Origin of the sequence: Marinobacter pelagius (assembly GCF_003315345.1) — a bacterium.
In the GTDB taxonomy this organism is placed as follows: domain Bacteria; phylum Pseudomonadota; class Gammaproteobacteria; order Pseudomonadales; family Oleiphilaceae; genus Marinobacter; species Marinobacter pelagius_A.
Window position 1 is genome coordinate 1 of sequence record NZ_QNRO01000023.1, and the last position, 23812, is coordinate 23812.

Consider the following 23812-nt stretch of genomic DNA (forward strand, 5'->3'; position numbering starts at 1 on the left):
CTTTGCAGGTCGCCATTGAGCAACAGCCCGGAGCGGGCGTAGGTGTTGAAGGAAAACCCTTCGTCACCGGTAGCCTTCGGCTCTACTTCAGCGAGTTTTTCTTCCAGGGCCGCCAGGCGCTCCTCGACGGTCTGCTGCTGGGCGGCCAGGGACGTGCTGGCGAGAGCCAGGGTGACCGCAAGGGCCAGGGGGTTGGGGTTTGGTGCTTTACCAAAGATCATCTGTCGGAACCTCGTGTTGTTTTTGTAAGGTTTGATTTTCGTCCAGTCGATGCTGACTTAATGCATTAAGTCGATAGACCAAAAAAATGGGTCCGTCGGAGTCAGGTGTGGAGCGTCTCCTGTTCTGATGCCACGATCAATGCCTCAAGTCAGTGTCCTTGCTTAACCATCAAGCCAGAGACGGTGGTCCGAATCTGGTCTTAATTGATTAAGTGACAACCAAAGATAAAAGCGATAGTTCGCCTCTGCAACCGTCAGAAGGACTTAAATTCAACTTAAATTTCAGGGGCTCCGGATGGCCCGTAGCGGACCACCCGTAAGCAGGAAGGCAGGGGAAAGATCAGGCCTGGCGGGGATCGGTCTGGGCCACCCAGGGCTTGCCCTTGCGGCTGTCCCGGAACGCCAGCAGGCTTTCAACACCGGTGAAATCCACCAGATCCCGGAAATCCAGCCAGTCCACCAGGCAGTACAGGCAGATCGCCGGGTAGTTCCAGGCCTCGAACTGGCCTTCCTCGACCTGGGCCGCCAGGGTCCGCAGGGTGGTCATGATCCGTTCCCGCTGCAGGTTGAAGAACATCACGTCGGCCTCGACATCAACGCCGGAGCGCTTGGCCAACAGCAGAGTGACTGCGGAATCATTGGCGGCATCGATGAGGGTGAGCTGGTTCTGCTGGTCCCAGGTCAACGGATCACGGTTCTGTTTGGCGCTCAGGTAGCGGGCAATGATGCGGGAGTCGTAGAGTTCCTGGCCCTCATCCTCAAGCATGGGAATCTTCAGCGCCGGATTGTTGCGCCGCAGCTCGTCCCGGCCTTCCCCGTAGATATCCAGGTTGATGAACTCGTAGGGTTCCTCATCCAGCAGGATACGGATTCGGCGCACGTAGGGAGAGGTGGTGGATCCAATCAGCTTCATATCTGCTCCGGTTGTCAGGTTCCCAGCAGGGTTTCAGGGTTTGTATAGGTATACCCGGTGGCTTCGGCCACTTCCCTGTAGGTCACCTTGCCAGCCATCACGTTCAGGCCGGCCAGCAGGTGCGGATCATCCCTCAATGCCTGCCCAGGCCCCTTGTTCGCAAGGGCCGCGATGAATGGCAGGGTGACGTTGTTCAGTGCCAGGGTGGACGTTCTCGCCACCGCACCGGGCATGTTGGCCACGCAGTAATGTACCACACCATCGACTATGTAGGTCGGATTGTCATGGGTGGTGGGTTTCGAGGTCTCGGCACAGCCGCCCTGGTCGATGGCCACATCCACGATGACACTGCCCTCGGGCATGCGCCGGACCATATCCCGGGTGATCAGCTTGGGTGCCGAGGCACCGGGAATCAGCACGCTGCCGATCACCAGATCGGACTCGATGACTGCCTGGTCCAGGGTGTGAGCGGTGGAGAACAGGGTGGAAATCTGGTTGCCGAAACGGTGGTCCAGGTGCCGGAGCACCTCCATGTTGCGGTCCACCACCGTCACCTGGGCCCCCAGGCCAACGGCCATGGCGGCGGCATTCTGCCCCACCACGCCACCACCAATGATGGTGACCCGGGCCGGACTGACCCCTGGCACACCACCGAGCAGGACGCCCCGCCCACCGAGGTACTTCTCCAGGCAGTGAGCGCCGGCCTGGATCGACATACGCCCGGCAACTTCGGACATGGGCGCCAGCAGCGGCAGACGGCCGGCGTGATCGGTCACCGTTTCATAGGCGATGCAGGTAGCGCCGGATTGCACCAGGTCGTCGGTCTGCGCCTGGTCCGGAGCCAGGTGCAGGTAGGTGAACAGGGTGTGTTCCGGCCTGAGCATGGCCCGCTCGCCGGCCTGGGGCTCCTTGACCTTGACGATCAGCTCCGCCTGTTCGAACACCTCCTCTGCGCTGGCCACCAACCGGGCACCGGCCTGCCGGTAATCCTCATCGGAAAAGCCGATGGCCGCTCCGGCACCTTCCTGTACGTACACCTCGTGACCGTGGCCACACAGCTCATGAACCGACGCCGGGATCATACCGACCCGGTACTCATGGTTCTTGATCTCCTTCGGAACCCCGACTTTCATGGACAATCTCCCGCACTGTGCCAAAGTGAATCTGTGAGTTTCTGGCTCAAGTGTAGTAAAAAGGACGGTATTCCGGATGACGCAAATGAATGCATCGGTTTTCCGGCCAAGGCCGTATCAAACGGCACAAGAAAACCAGAACCAGAAGGAACAGGAGGAAGCATGAACCCGATCAGAACGACAACCCTGGCAACCGCTCTCGGCCTATCTCTGGCCAGCACAGGAGTCCTCGCCGAAATGCAGACCGAAACCATCGAATACACGATTGATGGCACTACCTTCACCGGCTATCTGGCCTGGGACGATGAGGATGAGGGCCAGCGCCCCGGCGTGCTGGTGGTTCACGAATGGTGGGGCCATAACGAGTTCGCCCGGGACCAGGCCGAAAAGCTGGCGGCCGCCGGCTACACAGCGCTTGCGCTGGACATGTACGGCTCGGGCAAGGTCACCGACCACCCCGACACGGCCCAGAAATTCATGCAGGAAGCCACCAAGGACATGGACCAGATGAAGGCGCGCTTCCTCAAGGCCAAGGAACTGCTGCAGAACCACGAGAGTGTCGATGGCGACCGTATTGCGGCCCAGGGATACTGCTTTGGCGGTGCGGTGGTGCTGAACATGGCCCGCCTGGGTGTGGATCTGGATGGTGTGGTGAGCTATCACGGCGCCCTGGGCAGCCCGATCAAGGCCCAGGCCGGTGAGGTGAAGGCCCAGGTCCAGGTCTACACCGGCGGTGCTGACCAGATGGTCCCCTCCGATCAGGTCGCCGGCCTGGTCAAGGAAATGCAGGATGCCGAAGTGGACCTGACCCTGGTGAGCTTCCCGGGTGTCCGGCACTCCTTCACCAACCCCGGTGCCGACAAGGTCGCCGAGGAATTCAACATGCCCATCGGTTATGACGAAGAGGCTGCCACCCGCTCCTGGCAGGGCACCATGGAATTCTACCAGCGAATCTTCAGCCAGTAAGCGGCAACCAGCGCGCCTCGGAAGCTCCGGGGCGCGCGCCTACCTTTTCTGCTCCAGAGCACCACCAATCGTTGCCCGCACCTCGTCCATAAGCACCTCCACCGGCTTGTCGGCTGCACTCACCGGGGGATGGATGACAATGTGGATTTCGCCACTGGTAAAGGCGGCATGGCCTTTGGGCAGCCGGTCATGGGAGCCAACAATGGTGATCGGCAGGATTGGCAGTCCACCATCCCGTGCAATCACGAACCCGCCCCGCTTGAAAGGCAACAGTTTGCCGTCCCAGGACCGGGTCCCCTCGGGAAACAACAAGATACCGGTACCATCCGGCAACTGGGCGACGCCCTGCTTGATGCTCTCAAGAGCGTCTGCGCCCTTTGACCGGTCGATGAACAGGTTGCGGGACGTTTCCAGCGCCAGCCCGAACAGGGGCACCTTGCGCAACTCCTTCTTGATCACCCAACGATACTGCAGGCCCAGGGCCAGTACCAGGGCGGGCGGATCGAAATAGGAGGCGTGGTTGCTGAGAATGACGTAGCGCTGGCCCGGCTGGATATGTTCCTTGCCACTGACTCGCAGGCGGATGCCACACACCTTCAGAATGATCCAGGCATAGATCTGGGTGCCGTGGAAGGCAGCATCACCCCGCTTGCCGGCAAGAGCGGCAATCACGATGGGCAGGAACAGGATCAGGGTAAGGAGGACTGCCCAGAACAGGATCCAGGTGGCTTTCAGAGTTCGAAACAGCATGAAGGGGTCCCTGTAATTCTCGACAACCGATTAAACGAGCAAAAGGGGAGCAAAGATTACATATTGCCGGGAAAATCACAAAAAAAGGCAGCCGAAGCTGCCTTTTTTCTGATGTTGCTGAATCCGTCAGGGATTACAGAGCAACAACGTTCTCCGCCTGAGGACCCTTCTGGCCCTGAGTTACGGTGAACTCGACCTGCTGGCCTTCGGCCAGGGTCTTGAAACCAGAGCCCTGAATGGCGCTGTAGTGAACGAATACGTCCGGGCCGCCTTCACGAGTGATAAAGCCAAAGCCTTTAGCTTCGTTGAAGAACTTAACAGTACCGGTAGTAGTAGACATACTTAAACTTCCTGAAATCAATCATTTACTCTACTGCCTCACGCCACAGCGGCGATTGGTCAGCGTTTGCGGAAATACAGAACTCGCTTAATCAAAAACAGGACGGCACTACTTACTACAGGTACGTCTTATTCATGAAACGCTTTACTGACTCTTTCCTTGAGATGCAACTCTACGCGGGAATCAGCGCAATGCCAAGCGAAATTTCAAAGATTTATGTAGGTAAAGATACCCACCACGAGGGAGTCAGCCCCGGATCAGGGAAAAGGTGTAAAAACCGAGGGCGGTCATCAGGATAGAACCCACCACGTGGGCGAGAACGCCGGCGATTGCCATACCCCATTTCCCCTCCTGGAGCGCCGCAAACATTTCCAGGGAAAAGGTGGAGAACGTGGTCAGAGCACCGCACAGGCCGGTGATGGCAAACAGGCGCCACTCGGGCGACAGCGAGGGGCCGTGCGTGAAGTAGCCCATGAGCAGTCCGATCAGCCAACCACCGCTGAGGTTTGCCAGCAGGGTGCCATAAGGAATGGCGTGGTAGGTGGTGTTGAGCCATAGCCCCAGGGCCCAACGGAGGTTGGCACCGATCACCGCCCCCATACTTACCGCCAGAAACGACAGCCACATACCTGCTTTCTCCACCCTGAATAACAGAAGGCGCCCGACGGGGCGCCCTCCATTACACTACGGAATATCCGGCCACGATCAAGCCGGATTATGGTCTATCACGGTTTCCTGGTTGCGGGCAAAGGCATCAAACGGGAAATCATCCACGGTCAACATTTCCAGCACAACCTCCTCGTACTGCCGCATGAAGTCCGCCTCTTCCTTGGTGTAGATCCCCGCCTTGAGAGCGGCTTCAAAGCGCTCTTCCGGATGCAACGCCGTCATCGGCAGCTTACCCTTGGCGTACGCTTTGGTTGCCTTGCGGTACAGCTGCTCTGCCTTGTCATAATCCTTCAGCAGTCCGTTATAGCGAGCCACCGGATTCTCGACCGTGCCCTCACCGTCCGTGCTCCAGATACTGGCCAGAAGTTTGTGGCGGATCGGGGTATCAGTGGAAATAGCCTTGGCCAGTTTGCGGGCCAGGCTGTCGTGCGGCGCATCCCATCGACGGCCCAGGGGCATGGTAATTGCCCGGAGCGTCATCGCCACCGGCCGGTTAGGCAGGTTCTGCAGGAACTCGTCCAGGGCATTCTCGGTGCGATTGATCAGGAGTTCCAGGCTGTACTCCATCACCTCGCGCTCGCCTTCGACCGGCTGGGTCTCATGCCAGTTCTTCAGCACCATGGACGCCAGGTACAGGTTGGACAGCATGTCCCCCAGGCGGGCGGAAATCAGCTCCCGCATTTTCAGCTCGCTGCCCAGGGTGGTCATCGCAGCATCGGCGCACAGGCCGAACGCGGCGCTAAATCGGGCCACCGCTTGGGCGTAGCGGCGGCTGGAGCTGTCAAAGGGCACATCGGCACGACCCAGCCCCAGGGCCTGGGTGAAGGCCCGGGACGCGTTGCCGAAGATCAGGCCGGCGTGGCCGAAAAATGCCTTGTCGAAGGCCCGGATATCGTCGTTGTCCTTGGCCGCCAGTTCCTCGAGAACGTAGGGATGGCAGCGAATCGCGCCCTGGCCGAAGATCATCAGGCTGCGAGTCATGATGTTGGCGCCTTCCACGGTAATGGATACCGCTGCGCCGCTGTAGCCGATGCCCAGGTAGTTACGGGGTCCCAGAGTCACGGTCTTGCCACCGTGGACATCCATGGCGTCGGTAAGGATCCCGCGCTGGAACTCGGTCAGGTGGTATTTCAGGATGGCCGACGGCACCGCCGGTTTCTGGCCGTTGTCGATCATGTTGGCGGTATGGTTCACCGCAGCCTGGGCAATGTAGGTCTTGGCGGCGATACGGGCCAGGGGCTCCTGCACGCCTTCCATCTCGGCCACCGGGGTGTTGAACTGGCGGCGGATACGGGTGAAGCCACCGGCTGTGCCCACCGAGTAGGCCGCAGCGCCCGCTGCACCGGACGGCAGGGTGATGCAGCGACCAACCGACAGGCATTCCACCAGCATGCGCCAGCCCTCACCGGCCATCTTCTGGCCGCCGATGATGTAATCCAGGGGAATGAAGACATCCTTGCCCCGGATCGGGCCGTTCAGGAACGGCGTACCGATCGGGCAATGCCGGCGACCGATTTCCATGCCCTTGGTGTCCCGGGGAATCAGGGCACAGGTAATGCCGTAGTCTTCGGTGTCGCCCAGCAGGCCATCGGGATCGAACATGCGGAAGGCCAGACCAACCACCGTCGCCACTGGCGCCAGGGTAATCCAGCGTTTCTCGAAGTTGAGGCGGATACCCAGCACTTCCTTGCCGTCCACTTCCTGCTTGCACACGATGCCGGTATCCGGCAGCGAGGTGGCATCGGAACCCGCGCGCGGGCCAGTCAGGCCGAAGCAGGGAATCTCCCGGCCATCGGCCAGGCGCGGCAGGTAATACTTTTTCTGTTCTTCAGTACCGTACTTGACCAGCAACTCGCCGGGGCCGAGGGAGTTCGGCACACCGACGGTGACCATCAGCATTTCGTTCGCCGCCAGCCTCTGCAGTACCGCCGTTTGGGCCTTGGCGGAGAATTCCAGGCCGCCATATTCCTTGGGAATGATCATGCCGAAGAACTTCTCTTTCTTCAGAAAGTCCCACAGCTCTTTCGGCAGGTCGGCCCGCTCCACCGCAATATCCCAGGAATTGCACATGGAGATGGCGTGGGTGCATTGGCTATCCACGAAGGCCTGCTCTTCCTCACTCAGGCCATTGTTGCGGTTGATCAGCAGGCTGTGCCAGTCCGGGCGGCCGGTGAACAGCTCCCCGTCCCAACCGACGGTGCCGGCTTCCAGGGCCACTTTTTCGGTATCGGAAACCTTGGGCGCCACCTTCTTGAACATGGCGAAGATACGGGGCGTCAGCCAACCCTGGCGAAACCCCGGCAAGCCGGCTGCGGCCGTGGCAGCGGCACCGAGAAACAGTATCAGCGCCAGCCAGCCGGAGGCGAAGATCCAGGACAGGAACCCGACCACCACCATCACACCGATGGCCGGTTTGGCCCCCGCCTCACGGCGCATGACGATCAGCAGGCCCGCGAGCGCTGCCACAAACAGAATGAAAGTCATCATAGGTTTTCTCTGTCCTCCATGGATTGCGAGAACTCCGGCGGCTGACGGCTGCCAGCCGGCCCCGGAGCACCAAGACTACACTGTGTTACGTTCACGGTACCTCATCAGATGAGGGCTGGCCAGCAATTGCTTCCCGGTCAGGGAGTTACCGCCATCAGGCAGTCACAATGACGCGAATACCCTCCAGCGCCAGGCTGGCATGACTGACCGCCTCCTGGGCCGCCGCCAGCTGGTTGCGGAAATAGTCGATCTCCTCATCCCGGATGGCCGGGTTGACCTTCTGCAGGGCCTCAAGCCGGCGAACTTCCGGGCCGAACACGGCCTCGACACCGGCCAGAGCTTTCTTCTTCATGGGTTCCAGGTGCGGTTCGGACAGGCGCTCGGCGTGATCCACCATGGTCTCCACCTGAGGCCGGATCTGGGGCACGATCGCCTGTGCGGTACGGCGGCGGATGTTGGAGCACAGCTCATTCAGCCGGTCGTGGGGCAAGGCGGCAGACAGCTCCTTGCCATTGACATCCACCAGTAACCGCAGGGGCGACACCGGCAGGTAACGGGTCAGCTGCAACGACTCCGGGGCCGGGCAGTGCACGGTAAACAGGGCCTCCATCAGCAGAGTCCCCGGCGGCAGCGCCTTGACCGAGAGGCTGGCCAGCGCGGCCTTGCCCAGACCGGAGCTGGTCACCGAATCCATCACGCCAGTCACCATCGGGTGCTCCCAGCTCATGAAGGCAAGGTCTTCCCGCTCCAGGGCCTGCTCCCGGCTCCAGGTCACGGTCAGGCCGTCTTCCGGCAAATCGGTCACATGCCCGGCGTGGTAATGCTCACCGGGCTTGAGCACATCCGAGTGCTCGCCGTGGTCTTCCACGTCCACGCCGAGGATGTCGAAGGCCTCGATCATGTAATCCCGGACCTCGGCGGAAGCCTCTTCCTCCTCGATCCGGCCGATCAGCTCCTCGGCCACGTCCCGGCGGCAGGAATTCAGTTCGATCAGGGCATCCCTGCCGTTCTGCAGCATGGTCTTGAGCCGCGTGGTTTCCCGGGCAGAGGCTTCGATCAGCTCCTCCAGTACACCCGTGTCGCCATCGATGGCCTGCTGCCACCGGTCCTGCACAGCCTCCTGCACGGCCACGCCCACGGCGCAACTTTCGGCGAAGGCATTCAGCCCGTCATGGAACCAGCGGTACTGGACCTCCTGGCTGGTGCCCTCCAGGTACGGGATATGGATCCGGATGGTGTCGGTCTGGCCAATGCGGTCCAGCCGCCCGATGCGCTGCTCCAGCAGGTCCGGATTGGCGGGCAGGTCGAACAGCACCAGGTGATGGGCAAACTGGAAATTCCGGCCCTCGCTGCCGATCTCCGAACAGATCAGAGCCTGGGCGCCCTGCTCGCTGTCAGAGAAATAGGCCGCCGCACGATCCCGTTCCACCAGGCTCAAATGCTCATGGAATGCCGCGCTGCGGATACCGGCCCGCAGCTGCAGATAGTGTTCCAGCGCCATGGCCGTTTCGGCGTGGGCACAGATCACCACCACCTTGGCCGGGCGCAGGCCCAGCAGGGTCTTCTCCAGCCAGGCAACACGCGGGTCCTCGGCCAGCCAGCGCTCCTCGGCGCGGCCATGCTCGGGGCTAAGCCCCTCCACCCCCACATCGAGGCCGTCATAGAGTTCCGGGCATGGCAGCGAAACCGGCTCCGGCTGGCGTTCGGGGAAGCCCCGGATCGCCGCGCGGGTGTTGCGGAACAGGATCCGGCCGGTGCCGTGGCGGTCGAGCAGCGCATCAATGATGTTCTGGTGGGTATCGCTTTCCTGCTCCAGCTGGTCCAGTTCATCGCCGAGCCAGCCGCGCAGGGCCTCGCGGTCGGCGTCACTGATCGCCTCGTCCTGTTGCAGGCGACGCACCACCTGGTTGATGGTTTCGTAATGGGCTTCCTCTTCCCGGAACGTCTCCAGGTCGTGGAAACGGGCCGGATCCAGCAACCGCAACCGGGCGAAGTGGCTGGCGATACCCACCTGCTCCGGTGTGGCGGTGAGCAGCAGCAGGCCCCGGGCCCGGGCCGACAGTGATTCCACCACCTCGTATTCCGGGCTCGCCGCCTCCGGCGCCCAGGCCAGATGATGGGCCTCATCGACAATCATCAGGTCCCAGCCAGCGGCCAGGGCATCCTCGCGGGCACCGGCGTTCCTGGTCAGGAAATCGAGACTGCACAGGACCAGTTGGTCGGTCTCGAACGGGTTTTCCGCATTCTCGTCACCAAAGATGTGGTTCACCAGGGCGTCAATGTCATCCTCGTCATCCTTGAGGGCGTCATAACGTTCCTGGTCGATGATGGAAAAACGCAGGTTGAACCGGCGCAGCATTTCCACCAGCCACTGGTGAATCAGGGAATCCGGCACCACGATCAGCGCCCGTTTGGCGCGACCGGTGTGGAGCTGGTAATGCAGGATCAGGCCAGCCTCGATGGTCTTGCCCAGACCGACCTCATCCGCCAGCAAGACCCTCGGCGCGTGGCGCCGGGCCACTTCCTGGGCAATGTAGATCTGGTGAGGCAGGTGCTGGGTACGGGCACCGATCAGTCCCTGGGCGGGCGAAGCCCGCAGACGATCCTGGTGCTGAACGGTGGCGTAACGCAGCCGGAACGCCCCGTTACGGTCAAACTGACCAGCAAACAGACGCTGGTGCGGAGCCGAGAAATTGACCGAGCCGGCCAGCTTCACCTCGGAGATCTGGTGGATGTTCTCGCCGTCATCGGCGTGGTACATGAGCACACCACCGACGTCCTCCACGGCGCGGACGGTGTAGCGGTCGCCGTCAAAGGTCTCGATCTCTTCGCCTATCTGGAAGACGATGCGGGACAGGGGCGCGTTGTCGATGGCATAGGTGCGCTCCTCGTCCGCGGCTGGAAAACCCAGGGTGACCCGACGCCCGGAAATATCTGTGACAATCCCCAGGCCCAGCCCGGTGTCGCTGTGACTGACCCAGCGCTGACCAATGACAAAATCCGATGTTTCCAAGAAGCCTCCAAACCGAAATTACTTGCCGAAATTTATGCAGAACTTATTTAAGGGCCGAGCCGTTTTCCCGCACCCAGTAAGCAGTTGCGCCGCAAACCGCCGCCGGCACCACCACCAGGTTCAGCACCGGCACCATCGCCGCCAGGGCCACCGGCAACCCGAATCCCAGGGCCGAGAGCCGGGTGTCACCCAGCAGCCGGCGCAGGGCGGGAAAGCTGACCTTGTGGTTATCCGCCGGGAAATCCACGTACTGCAGGGCCATCATCCAGCAGTTGAACAGGAACCAGAGCACCGCCGCCACCAGGTTGACCACGGGAATAAGACCGATGATGAACAGGCCGATGGCACGGGGCAGGTAATACAGGATTTTCTGGACTTCCCGCCACAGAGCGCGGGGAATGTCCTTGATGATGGTCGCCCAGCTGTCTTCGGTATTGATTTCCTGGCCGGTGAGATACTTCTCGGTAAGCTCTGCCAGATAACCGTAGAACGGGGAACCGATAAGATTGGCGACAATCACGAACCCGTAGGCCAGCATCAGCAGAATCACCGCGCCGTACAGGATCCAGAACAGCCAGTCGAGAGCCTGCAGCCAGGTCCAGTCCGGCAGGAATCCCATGGCCATGGCAATCAGCGCCGCAAAGCCCTCGGCCATGAAATAGAACAGAATGCCGAACAGGAAGATGTTGATAACAATGGGAATGACGACGAACAGGCGCAGGCCGGGCTGTCGAATCAGGCGGAAACCCTCCCCCAGGTAACCCAGTCCGCGAAAAAAGTTACCCTTGAGCATGGCTGGCTGATCCTCCGCTTCAATGACAGTGACGGGGCGCAAAGCATATCATGTTGGCAAATATCCCACAGCCCGGAAGGACTCTCGGAAACTCCCCATGGCATCATTGAAACAACACGGTCAGGCCCTGCTCCAAAACCGGACACTCTGGCGGGTCGCGGTGGCCGTGTCCCTCATCGCAATCGTGGTGCTGGCTACCATGGACACCCGCTACCCCATGCCCTCCACTCCCAGCGACAAGATCAACCACCTGATCGCATTCCTTGAGCTGACCATACTGACCCGTCTGGCCTGGCCGGAACTGCGGGCACTCTGGTACGTGCCGGCGCTGTTGCTGTTCGGCCTCGCCATTGAACTGGTGCAGGCGACCCTGCCCTACCGGGATTTTTCCCTGCAAGACCTGCTTGCCGATGGCGTCGGCATTGCCATTGGCCTGCTGCCCTGGCCGGGGCTGCCCAGGGCCGGAAAGCTGGATCTGAGAGATTCGCCCGAATCCTTGTGAGATATTTCCTACATTACTGTGCGAACTCTTAGCATCAATGAGTGCGACGGCATCAGCGAGCCCACTTATTGCACCCTAACCCATTGATCTAATTGAAACGGTCCGGAAGTGATACAGCATTGGGAAAGTAGGAATCGCTCACGTCACACGTTTGTCAACGTTCCCTTGCTATAGTGACTTCGTCAGGGATGACAGGGAAGTGGACGACGCATCGGATGCACCCCGGCAAGGAGCGCGGGGAGAGGCAGGGACACAGGGACGCCTCGCTTAAGGGAAAGTTAACCGGAAAGCCGGCTCGGATGCTGGCGCCAGGGATCGGAGACCAGGGACCAGCAACAAGGCAGTTGCCCCAGCGCATGGACGCGCCGACCTGTTCCGAAAGGGTGACCATGCGGTCACCCTTTGTTTTTTTCAGTCCCCGGCTTTTACCCGATAGATTCTCACCATGTTGAATTCCTCAAATTCGTTGAGATCCGGCCAGGTCCTGGCTTCAATCACGGCCTGTTTTTCATAACTGTCGTTACCGAGATTTCTGACCCGGGAATCCGCCAACAAGACCTCTGCCGCTGCGGCCCGAAATACCTCCAGCAAAGGGCGGTTCTCCGGATCATAGAGCACGTCCGCCGCCATCACCAGATCGATACCCTCGGGTCTCCGGTTCCAGTCATCACAAAACTCCAGGACCACGCCGTTGAGCTCCGCGTTGGCGGCCGCAGCATCCAGGGCCGCCGGATCCAGGTCGCACGCGATCACCCGCGCCGCACCGGCCAGCGCCGCCGCCACCGCAACCACCCCCGACCCGGTTCCGAAGTCCAGCACCACCTTGTCCCGAACGACGTCAGGATGCTCAAGGATCCATTGCGCCAGCACCTGCCCGCTGGCCCAGCAGAACGACCAGTAAGCCGGTTCCGCCACCACCGCCTGGGCCTCGTCATGGGACAGGGGGCCTTCCAGCACCGCCGGGTCAAACAGGTACAGGGGGATGTCCGGACAGCCCCCTGGCCGGGTTTCTGCCACTCGTCCGCGGCTCAGGGTCTTGCGCAAGTGTTCATTCAACCGTTCCGGTGACATTGCCCCTCCAGCTCCGGATCCAAACGGCCCGCCATTGTACCCGCCCGAAGGCCCGGAGGCAGCGCCGGATGGGCAGAAAGACGCTCGATCCGTTATACTCTCGCCTCACATTTTCAACCTCCAGGTCCGTGCAATGGCGACCCGACCCGACACCGACGACTACCTGTCCCTGTTCCTCAATGACGTGCCGCTGATGGACGTCCGGGCACCGGTGGAGTTTGCCAAAGGCAGCTTCCCCAGTGCCGAGAATGCTCCATTGATGAACGACGAGGAACGGCATCGGGTCGGGATCTGTTATAAGGAGAAGGGCCAGGACAAGGCGATCGAACTGGGCCACCAGTTGGTCGCCGGTGACATCAAGGCCCAGCGCATCGAGGCCTGGAAACGCTTCGTCGCCCGCCACCCGGACGGTTACCTGTTCTGTTTTCGTGGCGGCCTGCGCTCGCGCCTGACCCAGCAATGGATCAGGGATTCGGGCATCGATTACCCGCTGGTCAAGGGTGGCTACAAGGCCCTGCGCCGGTTCCTGATCGACAGCCTCGAGGAACTCATCGAAAAGAGCGAATTCCGGATTTTGAGCGGTCGCACCGGCACCGGCAAGACCCGCGTGCTGCATAAACTGCCCAATCCGGTGGATCTCGAGGGCCTGGCCAACCATCGTGGCTCGAGTTTCGGCCGCCAGGTCACACCCCAGCCTTCCCAGATCGATTTCGAGAACCGCCTGTCGGTGGCCATGCTCAAGGCGCATCATCTGACCGGCGGCCCGGTTTACCTGGAGGACGAGAGTCGCCTGATCGGCCGCTGCGCCCTGCCCGAGAGCCTGCGGGAGCGTATGGCTGGTGCGCCCCTGCTGGTTCTGGAGCAACCGATGGAGGAGCGGATCGCCATCATTCGCAAGGACTACGTGGAAGACATGCATGCCGACTACGTAGCCCGGGACGGCGAGGAGGCTGGCTGGCTGAACTTCCGCGACTACCTGTTGTCCGCCATGGACCGCATCCGCAAACGCCTCGGCGGCGAGCGCCACAAGCAGTTGCGGGCGCTGATGGAAGCGGCCCTGTCGACCCAGGAGCAGCACGGCGACCTGCACGGCCACGATGCCTGGATCGAAGCGCTCCTGACCGACTACTACGACCCAATGTACGACTACCAGCTCGGCCAGAAAGAGGGGCGGATTCTTGTCCGTGGAGGCCCCGAGGTGATTATCGAGCAAGCCAATCTGGCCCGGTCTGCGTAGATCTCCGGCCTTACCGGTTTTCCCTGCTGTTACACGCCTGACGCAAATGTCTGCTATAAACAAGGCTGGAAGGTACCGGTTTTATCAGCTTTTTTTCGACGTCCGAACTCACTCAGAAAAACTCTAAGGAACAAGGAGTCCCTTGATGGAAGACCTCATCGGCGCCAACGGGCGCGCATCCGAACTGCTGGACCAGGCGATCGCCCTGGTGATGACCTACGCTCCCAAGGTGGTGCTGGCGATCATTACCCTGGTGATCGGTATGTGGCTGATCAACAAACTGGTAGGTGTACTTGACGCCAAGCTCAGCCAGAAAGATCCCACCCTCAACAAGTTTCTCTGCGGCCTGATCGGGGCAGTCCTCAAGATCCTGCTGCTGATCTCCGTGGCTTCCATGGTAGGTATTGCCACCACCTCCTTCATCGCCATTATCGGTGCTGCCGGTCTGGCGGTCGGTCTGGCTCTGCAGGGCAGCCTGGCGAACTTCGCTGGCGGCGTGCTGATCCTGATATTCAAACCGTTCAAGGTTGGCGACGTGATCGATGCCCAAGGCTACCTCGGCTCCGTTCGTGAAATCAGTATCCTCTACACCATTGTCGACACCTTCGATAACCGCCGGATTGTCATCCCGAACGGCCAACTGGCCAACGCCAGCCTGACCAACCTCAGTGCCTATGAGACCCGTCGCTGTGACATGACCTTCGGTATCGGTTATGCCGACGACATCGACAAGGCCAAGGACATCTGCAAGCGCCTGATCGAGGAAGACGAGCGCACCCTGAAAGATCCGGAGCCACTGATCGTGGTGGGCGCCCTGGGCGAAAGCTCAGTCGACCTGACCGTCCGGGCCTGGACCAAGTCCGCTGATCTGTGGCCGTTCTACTGGGATATGCAGGAGCGTGTAAAGAAGGCCTTCGACGCGGAGGGCATCAGCATTCCGTTCCCCCAGCGCGACGTCCATCTGTATAAAACCGAGTGAACCGTATCGCAATTGATACATCCGGTTACTCGCAAACTGCGTAACCTCAACTAAGATGAGCAGTAATGGCAGGGTGTTGAACCGGCACCCTGCCGAAGCCCCCGGCGGAGCCAGGTTCCCCCGACGTTCAACGGCTCCGGGACGCTGTCATTGCTGGTAGGAGGTTGTCGCTATGCCGGTACAGCAGTTGAAGGAGTACCTCGACCAGGCAGGTGTGGAATACATGTGCCTGTCCCACCCCCCGGCGTTCACGGCCCAGGAACTGGCCCACCACGTCAAGATTGCAGGCGACCGGGTCGTCAAGACCGTCATCATCGAACTCGATGGCAAGATGGCCATGTTGGTGATGCCCGCCACCTGGCGTATCCGCTGGGACCGCCTGTCACAGATTCTCGATACCGATTTTGTCGATCTGGCCGATGAACAGGAATTCCAGGATCGTTTCCCGGATTGCGAGGTGGGCGCCATGCCACCGTTCGGCAACCTGTTCGGCATGACCGTTTATTGCGCCGAATCGCTGACGGAGCAGCCGGAGCTGGCCTTCGCCGCCGGCAGCCATACCGAATCGGTGCATATGAAGACCTCGGACTTCCTGAACCTGGTGCAGCCGATGGTGCTGAACCAGGGCTTCGTGAAACCCGGCGCCCGCAAACCGGCCTGGCTGGTGAAACGCCGCCGGCACCGGGAACTGGACGAAGAACGGGTTTCCGGCGCTGCCGGCTACTGACAACCCGGCGCCGGGTTGATCCGGGTCGCTTGTCTGAATGCCTCCATCGCGTAAACTGACGGCATCAGACAGGAACCCGCTATGACCCAAGCATTTGATATTGTGATTGTCGGCGCAGGCATGGTCGGCGCCGCACTTGCCACCGGACTTGGCCGCGAAGGTCTCTCGGTCGCCGTGATCGACCGGGCCTCTGCGCCTCCATTCAGCCCCGACGCAGCCCCGGATATCCGGGTATCAGCCCTGAGCGTCGGCAGTGAACGCTACCTGGACAGCCTGGGCGCCTGGTCCCGCATTCTCGACATGCGGGCCACGCCCTACCGTCGCCTGGCGGTCTGGGACGAGACTCCGCACCCCCTCAGCAAGCTGGTGCCGCGCCGATTAACGGAAGTGACCTTTGACGCCCTGGAGCTGGGCGCTCCACACCTGGGACACATCGTGGAAAACTCCGTCACCCAGCAGGCACTCTGGCAGGCGGCCGAGGCCGAACCGGGGGTTGCCATCCTGTCAGGCTCCGGCGTTGCCAGCGTCGCCCAGGATGGGGAGCAGGCGACGGTCACCCTGGAAGATGGCCAGACCCTGAGCGCCAAGCTGGTGATCGGTGCCGATGGCGCCCAGTCCCGCATCCGCGATATGGCCGGAATCGGCGTCACCCGGGACCAGTATGGCCAGCAGGCCATGGTCATTTCGGTGCGCTACCGCGGAGCGGTGGAAGACATCACCTGGCAGGGCTTCTATCCCTCCGGGCCCCGGGCCTTCCTGCCGCTGCACAGTGCCGGTGAAGCCTTCCCCGGGGAGAGCTGGGCGTCCCTGGTCTGGTATGACTCTCCTGAGCAACTGTCACGCCTGAAAAGCCTGGATGACGAGGCCCTGCTGGCGGAAATCCAGCGCGCCTTCCCGGAAGACCTGCCAGTACTGACCCACATTGATGCCCGGGCCAGTTTTCCCATTGCCCGCCAGCACGCCAAGCATTACTTTGCCGGCAGGATGGTACTGGCGGGGGATGCAGCCCACACCATCAACCCGCTGGCAGGCCAGGGCGTGAATCTCGGCTTCCAGGATGCCCAGAGCCTTCAGGCCATGATCCGGGAAGCCCTCCGTGCCGATGGCGATCCCGCCAGTCCCCACTGGCTGGCACGCTACGAGCAGGAACGCCGCCCCGCCAACCGGCGGATGATGATGACCATGGATCTGTTCTATCACCTGTTCAGCAACCGCATCCCGCCGGTGCACCTGCTGCGTAACCTGGGTCTGGGCACCGCCCGCGCCCTGCCCTTTGCCCGCAACCGGGTTGCCCGCTACGCCATGGGCATCGATGACCAGTTGCCGGCGGTTCTCAAGCAGCTTACCGAACGGCTGCCAGGCCTGGGCCAGCTTTGAACGATCACCACTGAAAACCAACAAGGAGCCACCATGTCAGAGACGATTTTCTCCAAGATCATCAACCGCGAAATCCCCGCCGACATCGTCTACGAAGACGACATCAGCCTGGCGTTCAGGGACATCAACCCGCAGGCACCGGTGCACCTGCTGGTGATTCCGAAAAAGGCGATTGCTTCCATCAATGACATCGAAGAAGGTGACCGGGAGCTGGTGGGGCACTTGTATTACGTGGCCAGCAAACTGGCGAAGGAGATGGGCTTTGCCGAGGATGGCTACCGTACCGTGATGAACTGCGGGGAGAACGCCGGGCAAACGGTGTTTCACATCCACCTGCACCTGCTCGCCGGCAAGCCGTTTGGCTGGCCGCCGTATACCGACAAGATGAAGCAGGCCTGAGGAGTGAAGACGGGGTCAGAAGAAAGCCTTCTTCTGACCCCAACTTGGCGGCAAATCCCGAGGCTTGAGCATGAAAAAGGGGTCAGATGAAAGCTTTCATCTGACCCCCGACCTCGGAGCAAACTCCGAGTCAGCGACCAACCACCCGCTCGGCTTCTTCCACCGGCGTGTGGCGCACGTCCTCGCCCTTGACCATGAAGATCACGTTCTCGGCGATGTTGCAGGCGTGGTCCCCCACGCGCTCCAGTGCTCGCAGCACCCACATCACCGACATGCACCGGGAGATGTTGCGGGTGTCTTCCATCATGAAAGTCAGCAGGGTGCGGGCCGCGGCCTGGTATTCCTCGTCCACCCGCTTGTCTTCCTTCATGATTCGCAGCGCCTGCTCGGAGTCGAGGCGGGCGAAGGCATCCAGGGAGTCGTGCAGCATACCGAGCACGTGGGTGCCGATGTGGCGCACTTCTACATAGCCCCGCGGCGCCTGGCCTTCCTCGGACAGCTTGATCGCCAGCTTGGCAATCTTCTTGGCTTCATCGCCGACCCGCTCCAGGTCCGCCACCATCTTGATCACGGAAATGACCAGCCGCAGGTCCCGGGCAGTGGGCTGACGACGGGCGATGATCAGGGTCGCTTCCTCGTCCAGGTCCATTTCCATCTTGTCGACCTGCTTGTCCTTGGCACGGATCTGCTCGGCAAGGTGGCCGTCGCCGTCCACCAGGGCCTGGACAGCATTCTCCACCTGGGCCTCGACCATACCGCCCATTTTCAGGAACTCGGTCTTGAGCTCCATGAGCTCGTCGTTGAACTTGTGGGAGATATGATCTCCGTAAACATCGTCCTTCTTTGTAGGCATACTATCTTTCTCCAAAATTCCCCGGTTCCGGAATCAGCCGAAGCGACCGGTGATGTAGGATTCGGTCAGTTCATGTTCCGGCGAGGTGAATACCTTGTTGGTCTCGTTCACTTCCACCAGGTGGCCGAGGTGGAAATAGGCGGTGCGATGGGATACCCGGGCAGCCTGCTGCATGGAGTGGGTCACGATCACGATGGTATAGCTCTCGGACAACTCGGCAATCAGCTCTTCCACCTTGGCAGTAGCAATCGGATCCAGCGCAGAACAGGGCTCATCCATCAGCACCACTTCCGGACTGACGGCAATAGCCCGGGCGATACACAGGCGCTGCTGCTGGCCACCGGACATGCCGGTCGCGGTGGCATCCAGACGGTCCTTCACCTCATCCCAGAGACCCGCCTTGCGCAGGCTGTTCTCCACGATATCGTCCAGATCCGACTTGCGATTGGCCAGGCCATGAATACGTGGGCCGTAAGCCACGTTGTCATAGATCGACTTGGGGAACGGGTTGGGCTTCTGGAACACCATGCCCACCCGGGCACGCAGTTCTACCACGTCCCGTTTGGGATCGTAGATATCCTGATCGTCCAGGTTCAGCGAGCCCTTGACCCGACAGATATCGATACTGTCGTTCATCCGGTTCAGGCAGCGCAGAAAGGTGGACTTGCCGCAGCCGGACGGTCCGATAAAGGCAATTACCTCATTACGCCCGATGTCCAGGCTGATGTTCTTGATGGCACGGTCCTGGCCATAGAACACCTCGACATTGCGTAATTTGAACTTGGCATCGTCCGCGAAGGGACGGCCAACTGTCTTGCCCTCCTCGATCACGGTTTCCGCCGGTTTTTCTTCCTGGACAGGAACAACATTCTCTTCAGGCATTTCAGCTTCACTGGTTACCGTTGTATTCAGGGTATTCATAAAACCTCTCCTTACCACCGGCGCTCAAGACGCTTACGCAGCCAGATGGCCAATGCATTCATGCTGATCAGGAAGGCCAACAGCACCATAATGGCCGCTGACGCACGTTCGATAAAGGCCAGTTCCGGACTGCCCGCCCACAGGAACACCTGCACCGGCAGCACCGTAGCCGAGTCAAAGAAACCATCCGGCACATCCACGATGAACGCCACCATACCGATCAGCAGCAGCGGCGCAGTCTCGCCCAGGGCTTGTGCCATACCGATGATGGAGCCGGTCAGCATGCCCGGCATCGCCAGCGGCAGCACGTGGTGCAGGACCACCTGCATCTTGGAAGCGCCGATACCTTCCGCAGCCTCGCGAATGGAAGGCGGCACACTCTTGATCGCCGCACGGCTGGAAATGATGATCGTTGGCAGTGTCATCAGGGTCAGTACCAGACCACCCACCACCGGCACGGACCGTGGCATCCCGAACAGATTGATAAATACCGCCAGACCCAGCAGACCGAAAATGATAGAGGGTACCGCAGCCAGATTGTTGATGTTCACCTCGATAAAATCCGTGAACTTGTTCTGGGGCGCGAACTCTTCCAGGTAGATAGCGGCGGCCACACCGATCGGGAATGACAGGACCAGGGTCACGAACATGGTCAGCAGTGAGCCTACGATGGCGCCCAAAACACCCGCCTTGGAGGGATCCCGGGAATCGCCATTGCTGAAGAACACATCGTTGAACGAGGTGTCGATCAAGCCCTGCTCAAGCAACCGGTCAACCCAGGCCTGTTGCTCCTCGGTGAGTTTAATCGAATAGGCATCATCATCACCGTGTTTGACGTACACATCAACATCGGTGTGGGTCAGGAAGGTCATGGTCTGGGTCGTCCCCAGCCAGTCCGGATTCGCCTGCAGAGCATCGCGAAGGGTAACCGAAGCGTAGGGGTTGATGAGATCCCTGACAGCGTCCCGATCCTCCTCGGTGGCACCCGGGATTTCTTTCATCAGCGCCTGAATCAGTGGCTCCACGAAATCGGCCATCTTGAGCTGGCGCTCGTCCGTGGCGTCATCGATGTACATCATCTCACCGTCCAGCTGCACATCCAGGGTCACGGTGGTTTTGACAAAGCCCGAGTAGCCCTTGCCAATGATATCGGCAAAAAGAATCACCAGCGCCGACAGCGCGATGGCAATAGCCAGGATACCGTAGGCACGGAAACGGCGCTCCTTGCGATAACGGCGCTTGAGTGACTGGCGGACAATCTCCGCCTGCGAACGTTGATCAGTCATACTGTTCCCGATATTTACGAACGATTTTCAGGGCGATGACGTTGAGCAGCAGGGTTGCCAGGAAGAGCATGGCACCTAGTGCGAACGCCGCCAGCGTCTTGGCACTGTCGAATTCCTGGTCACCGGTAAGCAGGGTCACGATCTGGACAGTGACCGTTGTCACGGTTTCCAGCGGATTGGCGGTCAGGTTGGCTGCAAGGCCCGCCGCCATCACCACGATCATGGTTTCACCGATAGCCCGGGATACCGCCAGCAGAATGCCGCCCATGATGCCCGGCAATGCCGCCGGGAAAATGACCTTCTTCATGGTTTCCGACTGAGTAGCACCCAATGCCAGAGAGCCGTCCCGCAGGGTCTGCGGAACCGCATTGATCACATCATCGGAGAGCGAGGAGACAAACGGGATGATCATGATCCCCATCACGGAGCCGGCTGCCAACGCACTCTGGGAAGAGGCTTCGATACCCAGGGACGCAGCGAAATCACTGATAAACGGAGCCACGGTCAGCGCGGCAAAGAAGCCGTAAACCACCGTCGGGATGCCGGCCAGCATTTCCAGCAAAGGCTTCACCGTGCTGCGCACCCGCTTGTTGGCATACTCCGAAAGATAGATGGCTGAAAGCAGGCCCACGGGCACGGCAACCACCATCGCAATCAGGGAGATCAGCAGCGTACCGGTGAACAGGGGAATCATGCCGAAAGCACCTTCGGCGGCTACCTGATCCGCCCTCAACGCAGTCTGCGGGCTCCAGTTGGTGCCAAAGAAGAATTCAACAAATGAAATCTTCCCGAAAAAGCGGAAAGTCTCGAACGCCACCGAGAAAATGATGCCCATGGTGGTCAGGATGGCCAGGGCAGCACAGGCGAAGAACAACCACTTCAGGATCGCTTCCACCTGAGCGCGGGCATTGAGCCGCGGCCGGATACGCAACCAGCCGAGAAAGCCGGCCAGTACTGAAACCGAAATAACCAGAGCGGTCATATAGACCTGGCTCTGCTGTCGCAAGGCCTTGAGGCGTTCCGCCGCCTCCGCCACCGGAGGCTCGACAAACCCGGGCGGCAAAGCGCCACTGGCCACGTTACTGATCTTGCTCAGCAGCAGGCTGGCACGGCCCTGAGTGTCCGGAACCAGTTCCGCCGGCAGCGAGCCGATCACCAGCATCTGGATCACCTTGTCCTGGAAGGCAGCCCACATGCCCAGAACCAGCAGGCCCGGAATAATGCACCAGAGTGCGGCCCGGGCCCCGTAATAGAACGGCAAGGATTTAAGATGACGTATTCCACCCAGCGGCATCGCCAGTGCCCGGGATCGGGAATAGCCCAACCCGTAGGCCACTACGGCCAGGACGAAGGTCAGTAGAAGGAGAGTGGATGCTTGCATGTATTTTCCCGTCTGCCACGTCGATTGGGCAACAAGTGTAAAGCGTTAGGGCCAACTTCGCACTTGGCGCCTTTTACGTACGAAAGGGTGCGAGCCCGTGAGGACTCGCACCCTTGTCAGTTACTTGCTTGTGTAACCGGTTTACATCAGTTCTTCTTTCTTCAGGTTCGGCATATTGGCAGCCTTGTCCTGCAGATCCATCAGGGCATCGCGAGTCGGAACGATCAGGCCAACGCTCTTCAGGTAGCCATTCTGACCCATGGCCGCCGGGCTGACGAATTCCTCAACGTATTCCTTGATACCGGGAATCACGCCAACGTGCGCCTTTTTCACGTAGAAAAACAGGGAGCGGGCAACCGGGTACTTATCAGTGGCAATCGCCTCGTTAGTCGGCTCGACACCGTTGAGGGTGGCAGCCTGCAGACGATCAGCGTTTTCTTCCAGGAAGCTGTAACCGAACACACCATACATGCTGGTGTCGTCGATCAGCTTCTGTACGATCAGGTTGTCGTTCTCGCCGGCTTCGATGAAGGCACCGTCTTCACGAACGCTCTGACAGACCGATTCCATGTCGTCTTCGCTCATGTCGGCAACCGCCGGCAGATCTTCACAGCCACCCTGCAGGGCCAACTCGTTGAAGGAGTCACGGGTACCGGAAGTCGGAGGCGGACCCATCACCCGGATCGCCACATTCGGCAGGTCGGAATCAATCTCGCTCCACTTCTTGTAAGGGTTCGGGATCAGTTCTTTTTCATTCTCGGGGTTCGGCACTTCCTTGCCCAGGGCCAGGAACAGCTGCTCAAGGGTCAGATCCATATTCTGGGCTTTGCTGGAGCTGGCGATAACAATGCCGTCTGAACCAATACGGAACTCGGTGATGTCGGTTACACCGTTGTTCATGCACAGGTCGTATTCAGATGTCTTCATACGACGTGAGGCGTTGGTGATGTCCGGGTGCTGGGTACCGATGCCCTGGCAGAACAGCTTCATGCCGCCGCCGGAACCGGTGGACTCCAGTTTCGGGGTCGGGAAATCGGTCTTGGTACCGAAACGCTCGGCCACCACGGTAGCGAACGGATAAACAGTGGAGGAGCCCACGATGCTGATGGTGTCACGGGCCATGGCCGGTGCGGACATGGCAGCAACAGAGCCGGCCAGCGCAACGGTAGCGAATGCTTTGTTCAGTTTCATCACGTCAAGTCTCCATTATTTGGTTAGGACGTTGTGTCGGATGTGCTTTACCGATGTGTGCATCCTAGGAGGTCTCTGTGACAACTTTGTTACAGCTTCTGAAATATAGTCGTCATCGTGCAAATTTGCTTGCAGCCCGCGTTCAGGCCATTAACATGCGGGGTTAAAACAATTCCAGACTTATTAAAGGCAGGCTCCATGACGGCTTTCGACGATGACAGACCCGCACCCCGGGGCGAACTCACACTCCAGGTAATCCCTCTTCCCGTTGACACCAACGCCAATGGCGATGTCTTCGCCGGCTGGCTGGTCAAACAGATGGATATCGCCGCTGCCACCATGGCGGGCCGGATTTCTCAGGGCCGTAATGCCACGGTGGCTATGGACCGCATGGAGTTCCTGTCGCCCTTGCGGGTGGGCTCCCAGGTGGGTTGCTATTGTGAGCTGGTGGACATCGGGCGCAGCTCCATGAAGATCAATGTGGAGGTCTGGACCCTTGACCGCACCGCAAAAAACCCCAGGAAAGTCACCGAGGGGCTGTTTGTCTACGTGGCCATCGATGAGCATGGCCGGATCCGGGAAGTACCCGAGCAGGGCCTCTGA

At 60.3% G+C, this 23812-nt stretch carries 22 protein-coding genes and 1 pseudogene; 8 read left to right on the plus strand and 15 right to left on the minus strand.

The features are described from left to right. From DET50_RS16215 to ald, 3 genes and pseudogenes are all read right to left on the minus strand, one after another. Nucleotides 1-221 (minus strand): annotated as a pseudogene (locus tag DET50_RS16215) (carbohydrate porin); the annotation flags it as partial. A gap of 340 nt (nucleotides 222-561) precedes the next feature. Next, complete coding sequence (locus DET50_RS16220) at nucleotides 562-1134, minus strand: glutathione S-transferase family protein (RefSeq protein WP_113863792.1); 573 nt, start codon at nucleotides 1132-1134, stop codon at nucleotides 562-564. A 14-nt stretch (nucleotides 1135-1148) separates the two neighbouring features. Then, nucleotides 1149-2267 carry an alanine dehydrogenase gene (ald, locus tag DET50_RS16225; RefSeq protein ID WP_113863793.1) on the minus strand — a complete coding sequence of 373 codons (1119 nt, stop codon included), beginning with the start codon at nucleotides 2265-2267 and terminating at the stop codon, nucleotides 1149-1151. 162 nt (nucleotides 2268-2429) lie between these two features. Here ald and DET50_RS16230 point away from each other — a divergent pair, with 162 nt between their 5' ends. Next, nucleotides 2430-3233 carry a dienelactone hydrolase family protein gene (locus tag DET50_RS16230; protein ID WP_113863794.1) on the plus strand — a complete coding sequence of 268 codons (804 nt, stop codon included), beginning with the start codon at nucleotides 2430-2432 and terminating at the stop codon, nucleotides 3231-3233. A gap of 39 nt (nucleotides 3234-3272) precedes the next feature. On the opposite strand, the gene DET50_RS16235 is transcribed toward DET50_RS16230, so the two are convergent. From DET50_RS16235 to cysZ, 6 genes are all read right to left on the minus strand, one after another. After that, on the minus strand, nucleotides 3273-3983 hold the full coding sequence (locus tag DET50_RS16235; protein WP_258546154.1) for a lysophospholipid acyltransferase family protein: 711 nt from the start codon (nucleotides 3981-3983) through the stop codon (nucleotides 3273-3275). Nucleotides 3984-4116: 133 nt separating this feature from the next. Beyond that, nucleotides 4117-4323: a cold-shock protein gene (locus DET50_RS16240; RefSeq protein ID WP_008172950.1), complete on the minus strand. Its 207-nt coding sequence runs from the start codon at nucleotides 4321-4323 to the stop codon at nucleotides 4117-4119. A gap of 246 nt (nucleotides 4324-4569) precedes the next feature. Further along, nucleotides 4570-4950, minus strand: a complete 381-nt coding sequence (crcB, locus tag DET50_RS16245) for a fluoride efflux transporter CrcB (RefSeq protein WP_113863795.1) — start codon at nucleotides 4948-4950, stop codon at nucleotides 4570-4572. Between the two features lie 78 nt (nucleotides 4951-5028). Beyond that, the gene (locus DET50_RS16250) at nucleotides 5029-7479 is read right to left on the minus strand and encodes an acyl-CoA dehydrogenase (RefSeq protein WP_113863796.1); all 2451 of its coding nucleotides are present in this window, start codon (nucleotides 7477-7479) and stop codon (nucleotides 5029-5031) included. Nucleotides 7480-7633: 154 nt separating this feature from the next. Next, a complete protein-coding gene (gene rapA / locus DET50_RS16255) occupies nucleotides 7634-10492 on the minus strand; it encodes an RNA polymerase-associated protein RapA (protein ID WP_113863797.1) in 2859 nt (952 codons plus the stop codon). A 43-nt stretch (nucleotides 10493-10535) separates the two neighbouring features. Then, the gene (gene cysZ, locus DET50_RS16260; RefSeq protein WP_113863798.1) at nucleotides 10536-11285 is read right to left on the minus strand and encodes a sulfate transporter CysZ; all 750 of its coding nucleotides are present in this window, start codon (nucleotides 11283-11285) and stop codon (nucleotides 10536-10538) included. Nucleotides 11286-11382: 97 nt separating this feature from the next. On the opposite strand from cysZ, the gene DET50_RS16265 reads away from it, so the two are divergent. Further along, a complete protein-coding gene (locus DET50_RS16265) occupies nucleotides 11383-11787 on the plus strand; it encodes a VanZ family protein (protein WP_113863799.1) in 405 nt (134 codons plus the stop codon). A gap of 411 nt (nucleotides 11788-12198) precedes the next feature. On the opposite strand, the gene DET50_RS16270 is transcribed toward DET50_RS16265, so the two are convergent. Next, nucleotides 12199-12858, minus strand: a complete 660-nt coding sequence (locus DET50_RS16270; protein WP_113863800.1) for a 50S ribosomal protein L11 methyltransferase — start codon at nucleotides 12856-12858, stop codon at nucleotides 12199-12201. Between the two features lie 133 nt (nucleotides 12859-12991). Here DET50_RS16270 and mnmH point away from each other — a divergent pair, with 133 nt between their 5' ends. The 5 genes from mnmH (at nucleotide 12992) to DET50_RS16295 (ending at nucleotide 17577) form a co-directional block, all read left to right on the plus strand. Continuing rightward, nucleotides 12992-14095, plus strand: a complete 1104-nt coding sequence (mnmH, locus tag DET50_RS16275) for a tRNA 2-selenouridine(34) synthase MnmH (protein ID WP_113863801.1) — start codon at nucleotides 12992-12994, stop codon at nucleotides 14093-14095. Nucleotides 14096-14240: 145 nt separating this feature from the next. Continuing rightward, nucleotides 14241-15074 (plus strand): mechanosensitive ion channel family protein, encoded by an 834-nt coding sequence (locus tag DET50_RS16280; RefSeq protein ID WP_113863802.1) that lies wholly within the window; start codon nucleotides 14241-14243, stop codon nucleotides 15072-15074. A gap of 172 nt (nucleotides 15075-15246) precedes the next feature. Further along, complete coding sequence (locus tag DET50_RS16285) at nucleotides 15247-15801, plus strand: aminoacyl-tRNA deacylase (RefSeq protein WP_113863803.1); 555 nt, start codon at nucleotides 15247-15249, stop codon at nucleotides 15799-15801. An 81-nt stretch (nucleotides 15802-15882) separates the two neighbouring features. After that, nucleotides 15883-17178: an FAD-dependent monooxygenase gene (locus DET50_RS16290; protein WP_113863804.1), complete on the plus strand. Its 1296-nt coding sequence runs from the start codon at nucleotides 15883-15885 to the stop codon at nucleotides 17176-17178. 33 nt (nucleotides 17179-17211) lie between these two features. Beyond that, on the plus strand, nucleotides 17212-17577 hold the full coding sequence (locus DET50_RS16295; protein WP_113863805.1) for a histidine triad nucleotide-binding protein: 366 nt from the start codon (nucleotides 17212-17214) through the stop codon (nucleotides 17575-17577). Nucleotides 17578-17707: 130 nt separating this feature from the next. Here the strand turns inward: DET50_RS16295 and phoU are convergent, their stop codons facing one another. From phoU to DET50_RS16320, 5 genes are all read right to left on the minus strand, one after another. After that, nucleotides 17708-18430 carry a phosphate signaling complex protein PhoU gene (gene phoU, locus DET50_RS16300; protein ID WP_113863806.1) on the minus strand — a complete coding sequence of 241 codons (723 nt, stop codon included), beginning with the start codon at nucleotides 18428-18430 and terminating at the stop codon, nucleotides 17708-17710. A 33-nt stretch (nucleotides 18431-18463) separates the two neighbouring features. After that, complete coding sequence (gene pstB / locus DET50_RS16305) at nucleotides 18464-19351, minus strand: phosphate ABC transporter ATP-binding protein PstB (protein WP_113863807.1); 888 nt, start codon at nucleotides 19349-19351, stop codon at nucleotides 18464-18466. Between the two features lie 11 nt (nucleotides 19352-19362). Then, nucleotides 19363-20637 (minus strand): phosphate ABC transporter permease PstA, encoded by a 1275-nt coding sequence (pstA, locus tag DET50_RS16310; RefSeq protein WP_113863808.1) that lies wholly within the window; start codon nucleotides 20635-20637, stop codon nucleotides 19363-19365. Continuing rightward, complete coding sequence (gene pstC, locus DET50_RS16315; protein ID WP_113863809.1) at nucleotides 20630-22018, minus strand: phosphate ABC transporter permease subunit PstC; 1389 nt, start codon at nucleotides 22016-22018, stop codon at nucleotides 20630-20632. The genes pstA and pstC overlap by 8 nt, the downstream gene beginning before the upstream one ends. A gap of 141 nt (nucleotides 22019-22159) precedes the next feature. Further along, entirely contained in the window at nucleotides 22160-23212 is a 1053-nt protein-coding gene (locus tag DET50_RS16320) for a substrate-binding domain-containing protein (protein ID WP_113863810.1), read from the minus strand. A 195-nt stretch (nucleotides 23213-23407) separates the two neighbouring features. Here DET50_RS16320 and DET50_RS16325 point away from each other — a divergent pair, with 195 nt between their 5' ends. Continuing rightward, complete coding sequence (locus DET50_RS16325) at nucleotides 23408-23812, plus strand: acyl-CoA thioesterase (protein ID WP_092003211.1); 405 nt, start codon at nucleotides 23408-23410, stop codon at nucleotides 23810-23812.

What these genes read in the sequence shown, in the direction of transcription:
- DET50_RS16220 (WP_113863792.1), bottom strand. Translation starts at nt 1,134, where the DNA reads ATGAAGCTGATTGGATCCACCACCTCTCCCTACGTGCGCCGAATCCGT.
- ald (WP_113863793.1), bottom strand. Translation starts at nt 2,267, where the DNA reads ATGAAAGTCGGGGTTCCGAAGGAGATCAAGAACCATGAGTACCGGGTC.
- DET50_RS16230 (WP_113863794.1), top strand. Translation starts at nt 2,430, where the DNA reads ATGAACCCGATCAGAACGACAACCCTGGCAACCGCTCTCGGCCTATCT.
- DET50_RS16235 (WP_258546154.1), bottom strand. Translation starts at nt 3,983, where the DNA reads ATGCTGTTTCGAACTCTGAAAGCCACCTGGATCCTGTTCTGGGCAGTC.
- DET50_RS16240 (WP_008172950.1), bottom strand. Translation starts at nt 4,323, where the DNA reads ATGTCTACTACTACCGGTACTGTTAAGTTCTTCAACGAAGCTAAAGGC.
- crcB (WP_113863795.1), bottom strand. Translation starts at nt 4,950, where the DNA reads ATGTGGCTGTCGTTTCTGGCGGTAAGTATGGGGGCGGTGATCGGTGCC.
- DET50_RS16250 (WP_113863796.1), bottom strand. Translation starts at nt 7,479, where the DNA reads ATGATGACTTTCATTCTGTTTGTGGCAGCGCTCGCGGGCCTGCTGATC.
- cysZ (WP_113863798.1), bottom strand. Translation starts at nt 11,285, where the DNA reads ATGCTCAAGGGTAACTTTTTTCGCGGACTGGGTTACCTGGGGGAGGGT.
- DET50_RS16265 (WP_113863799.1), top strand. Translation starts at nt 11,383, where the DNA reads ATGGCATCATTGAAACAACACGGTCAGGCCCTGCTCCAAAACCGGACA.
- DET50_RS16270 (WP_113863800.1), bottom strand. Translation starts at nt 12,858, where the DNA reads ATGTCACCGGAACGGTTGAATGAACACTTGCGCAAGACCCTGAGCCGC.
- mnmH (WP_113863801.1), top strand. Translation starts at nt 12,992, where the DNA reads ATGGCGACCCGACCCGACACCGACGACTACCTGTCCCTGTTCCTCAAT.
- DET50_RS16280 (WP_113863802.1), top strand. Translation starts at nt 14,241, where the DNA reads ATGGAAGACCTCATCGGCGCCAACGGGCGCGCATCCGAACTGCTGGAC.
- DET50_RS16285 (WP_113863803.1), top strand. Translation starts at nt 15,247, where the DNA reads ATGCCGGTACAGCAGTTGAAGGAGTACCTCGACCAGGCAGGTGTGGAA.
- DET50_RS16290 (WP_113863804.1), top strand. Translation starts at nt 15,883, where the DNA reads ATGACCCAAGCATTTGATATTGTGATTGTCGGCGCAGGCATGGTCGGC.
- DET50_RS16295 (WP_113863805.1), top strand. Translation starts at nt 17,212, where the DNA reads ATGTCAGAGACGATTTTCTCCAAGATCATCAACCGCGAAATCCCCGCC.
- phoU (WP_113863806.1), bottom strand. Translation starts at nt 18,430, where the DNA reads ATGCCTACAAAGAAGGACGATGTTTACGGAGATCATATCTCCCACAAG.
- pstB (WP_113863807.1), bottom strand. Translation starts at nt 19,351, where the DNA reads ATGAATACCCTGAATACAACGGTAACCAGTGAAGCTGAAATGCCTGAA.
- pstA (WP_113863808.1), bottom strand. Translation starts at nt 20,637, where the DNA reads ATGACTGATCAACGTTCGCAGGCGGAGATTGTCCGCCAGTCACTCAAG.
- pstC (WP_113863809.1), bottom strand. Translation starts at nt 22,018, where the DNA reads ATGCAAGCATCCACTCTCCTTCTACTGACCTTCGTCCTGGCCGTAGTG.
- DET50_RS16325 (WP_092003211.1), top strand. Translation starts at nt 23,408, where the DNA reads ATGACGGCTTTCGACGATGACAGACCCGCACCCCGGGGCGAACTCACA.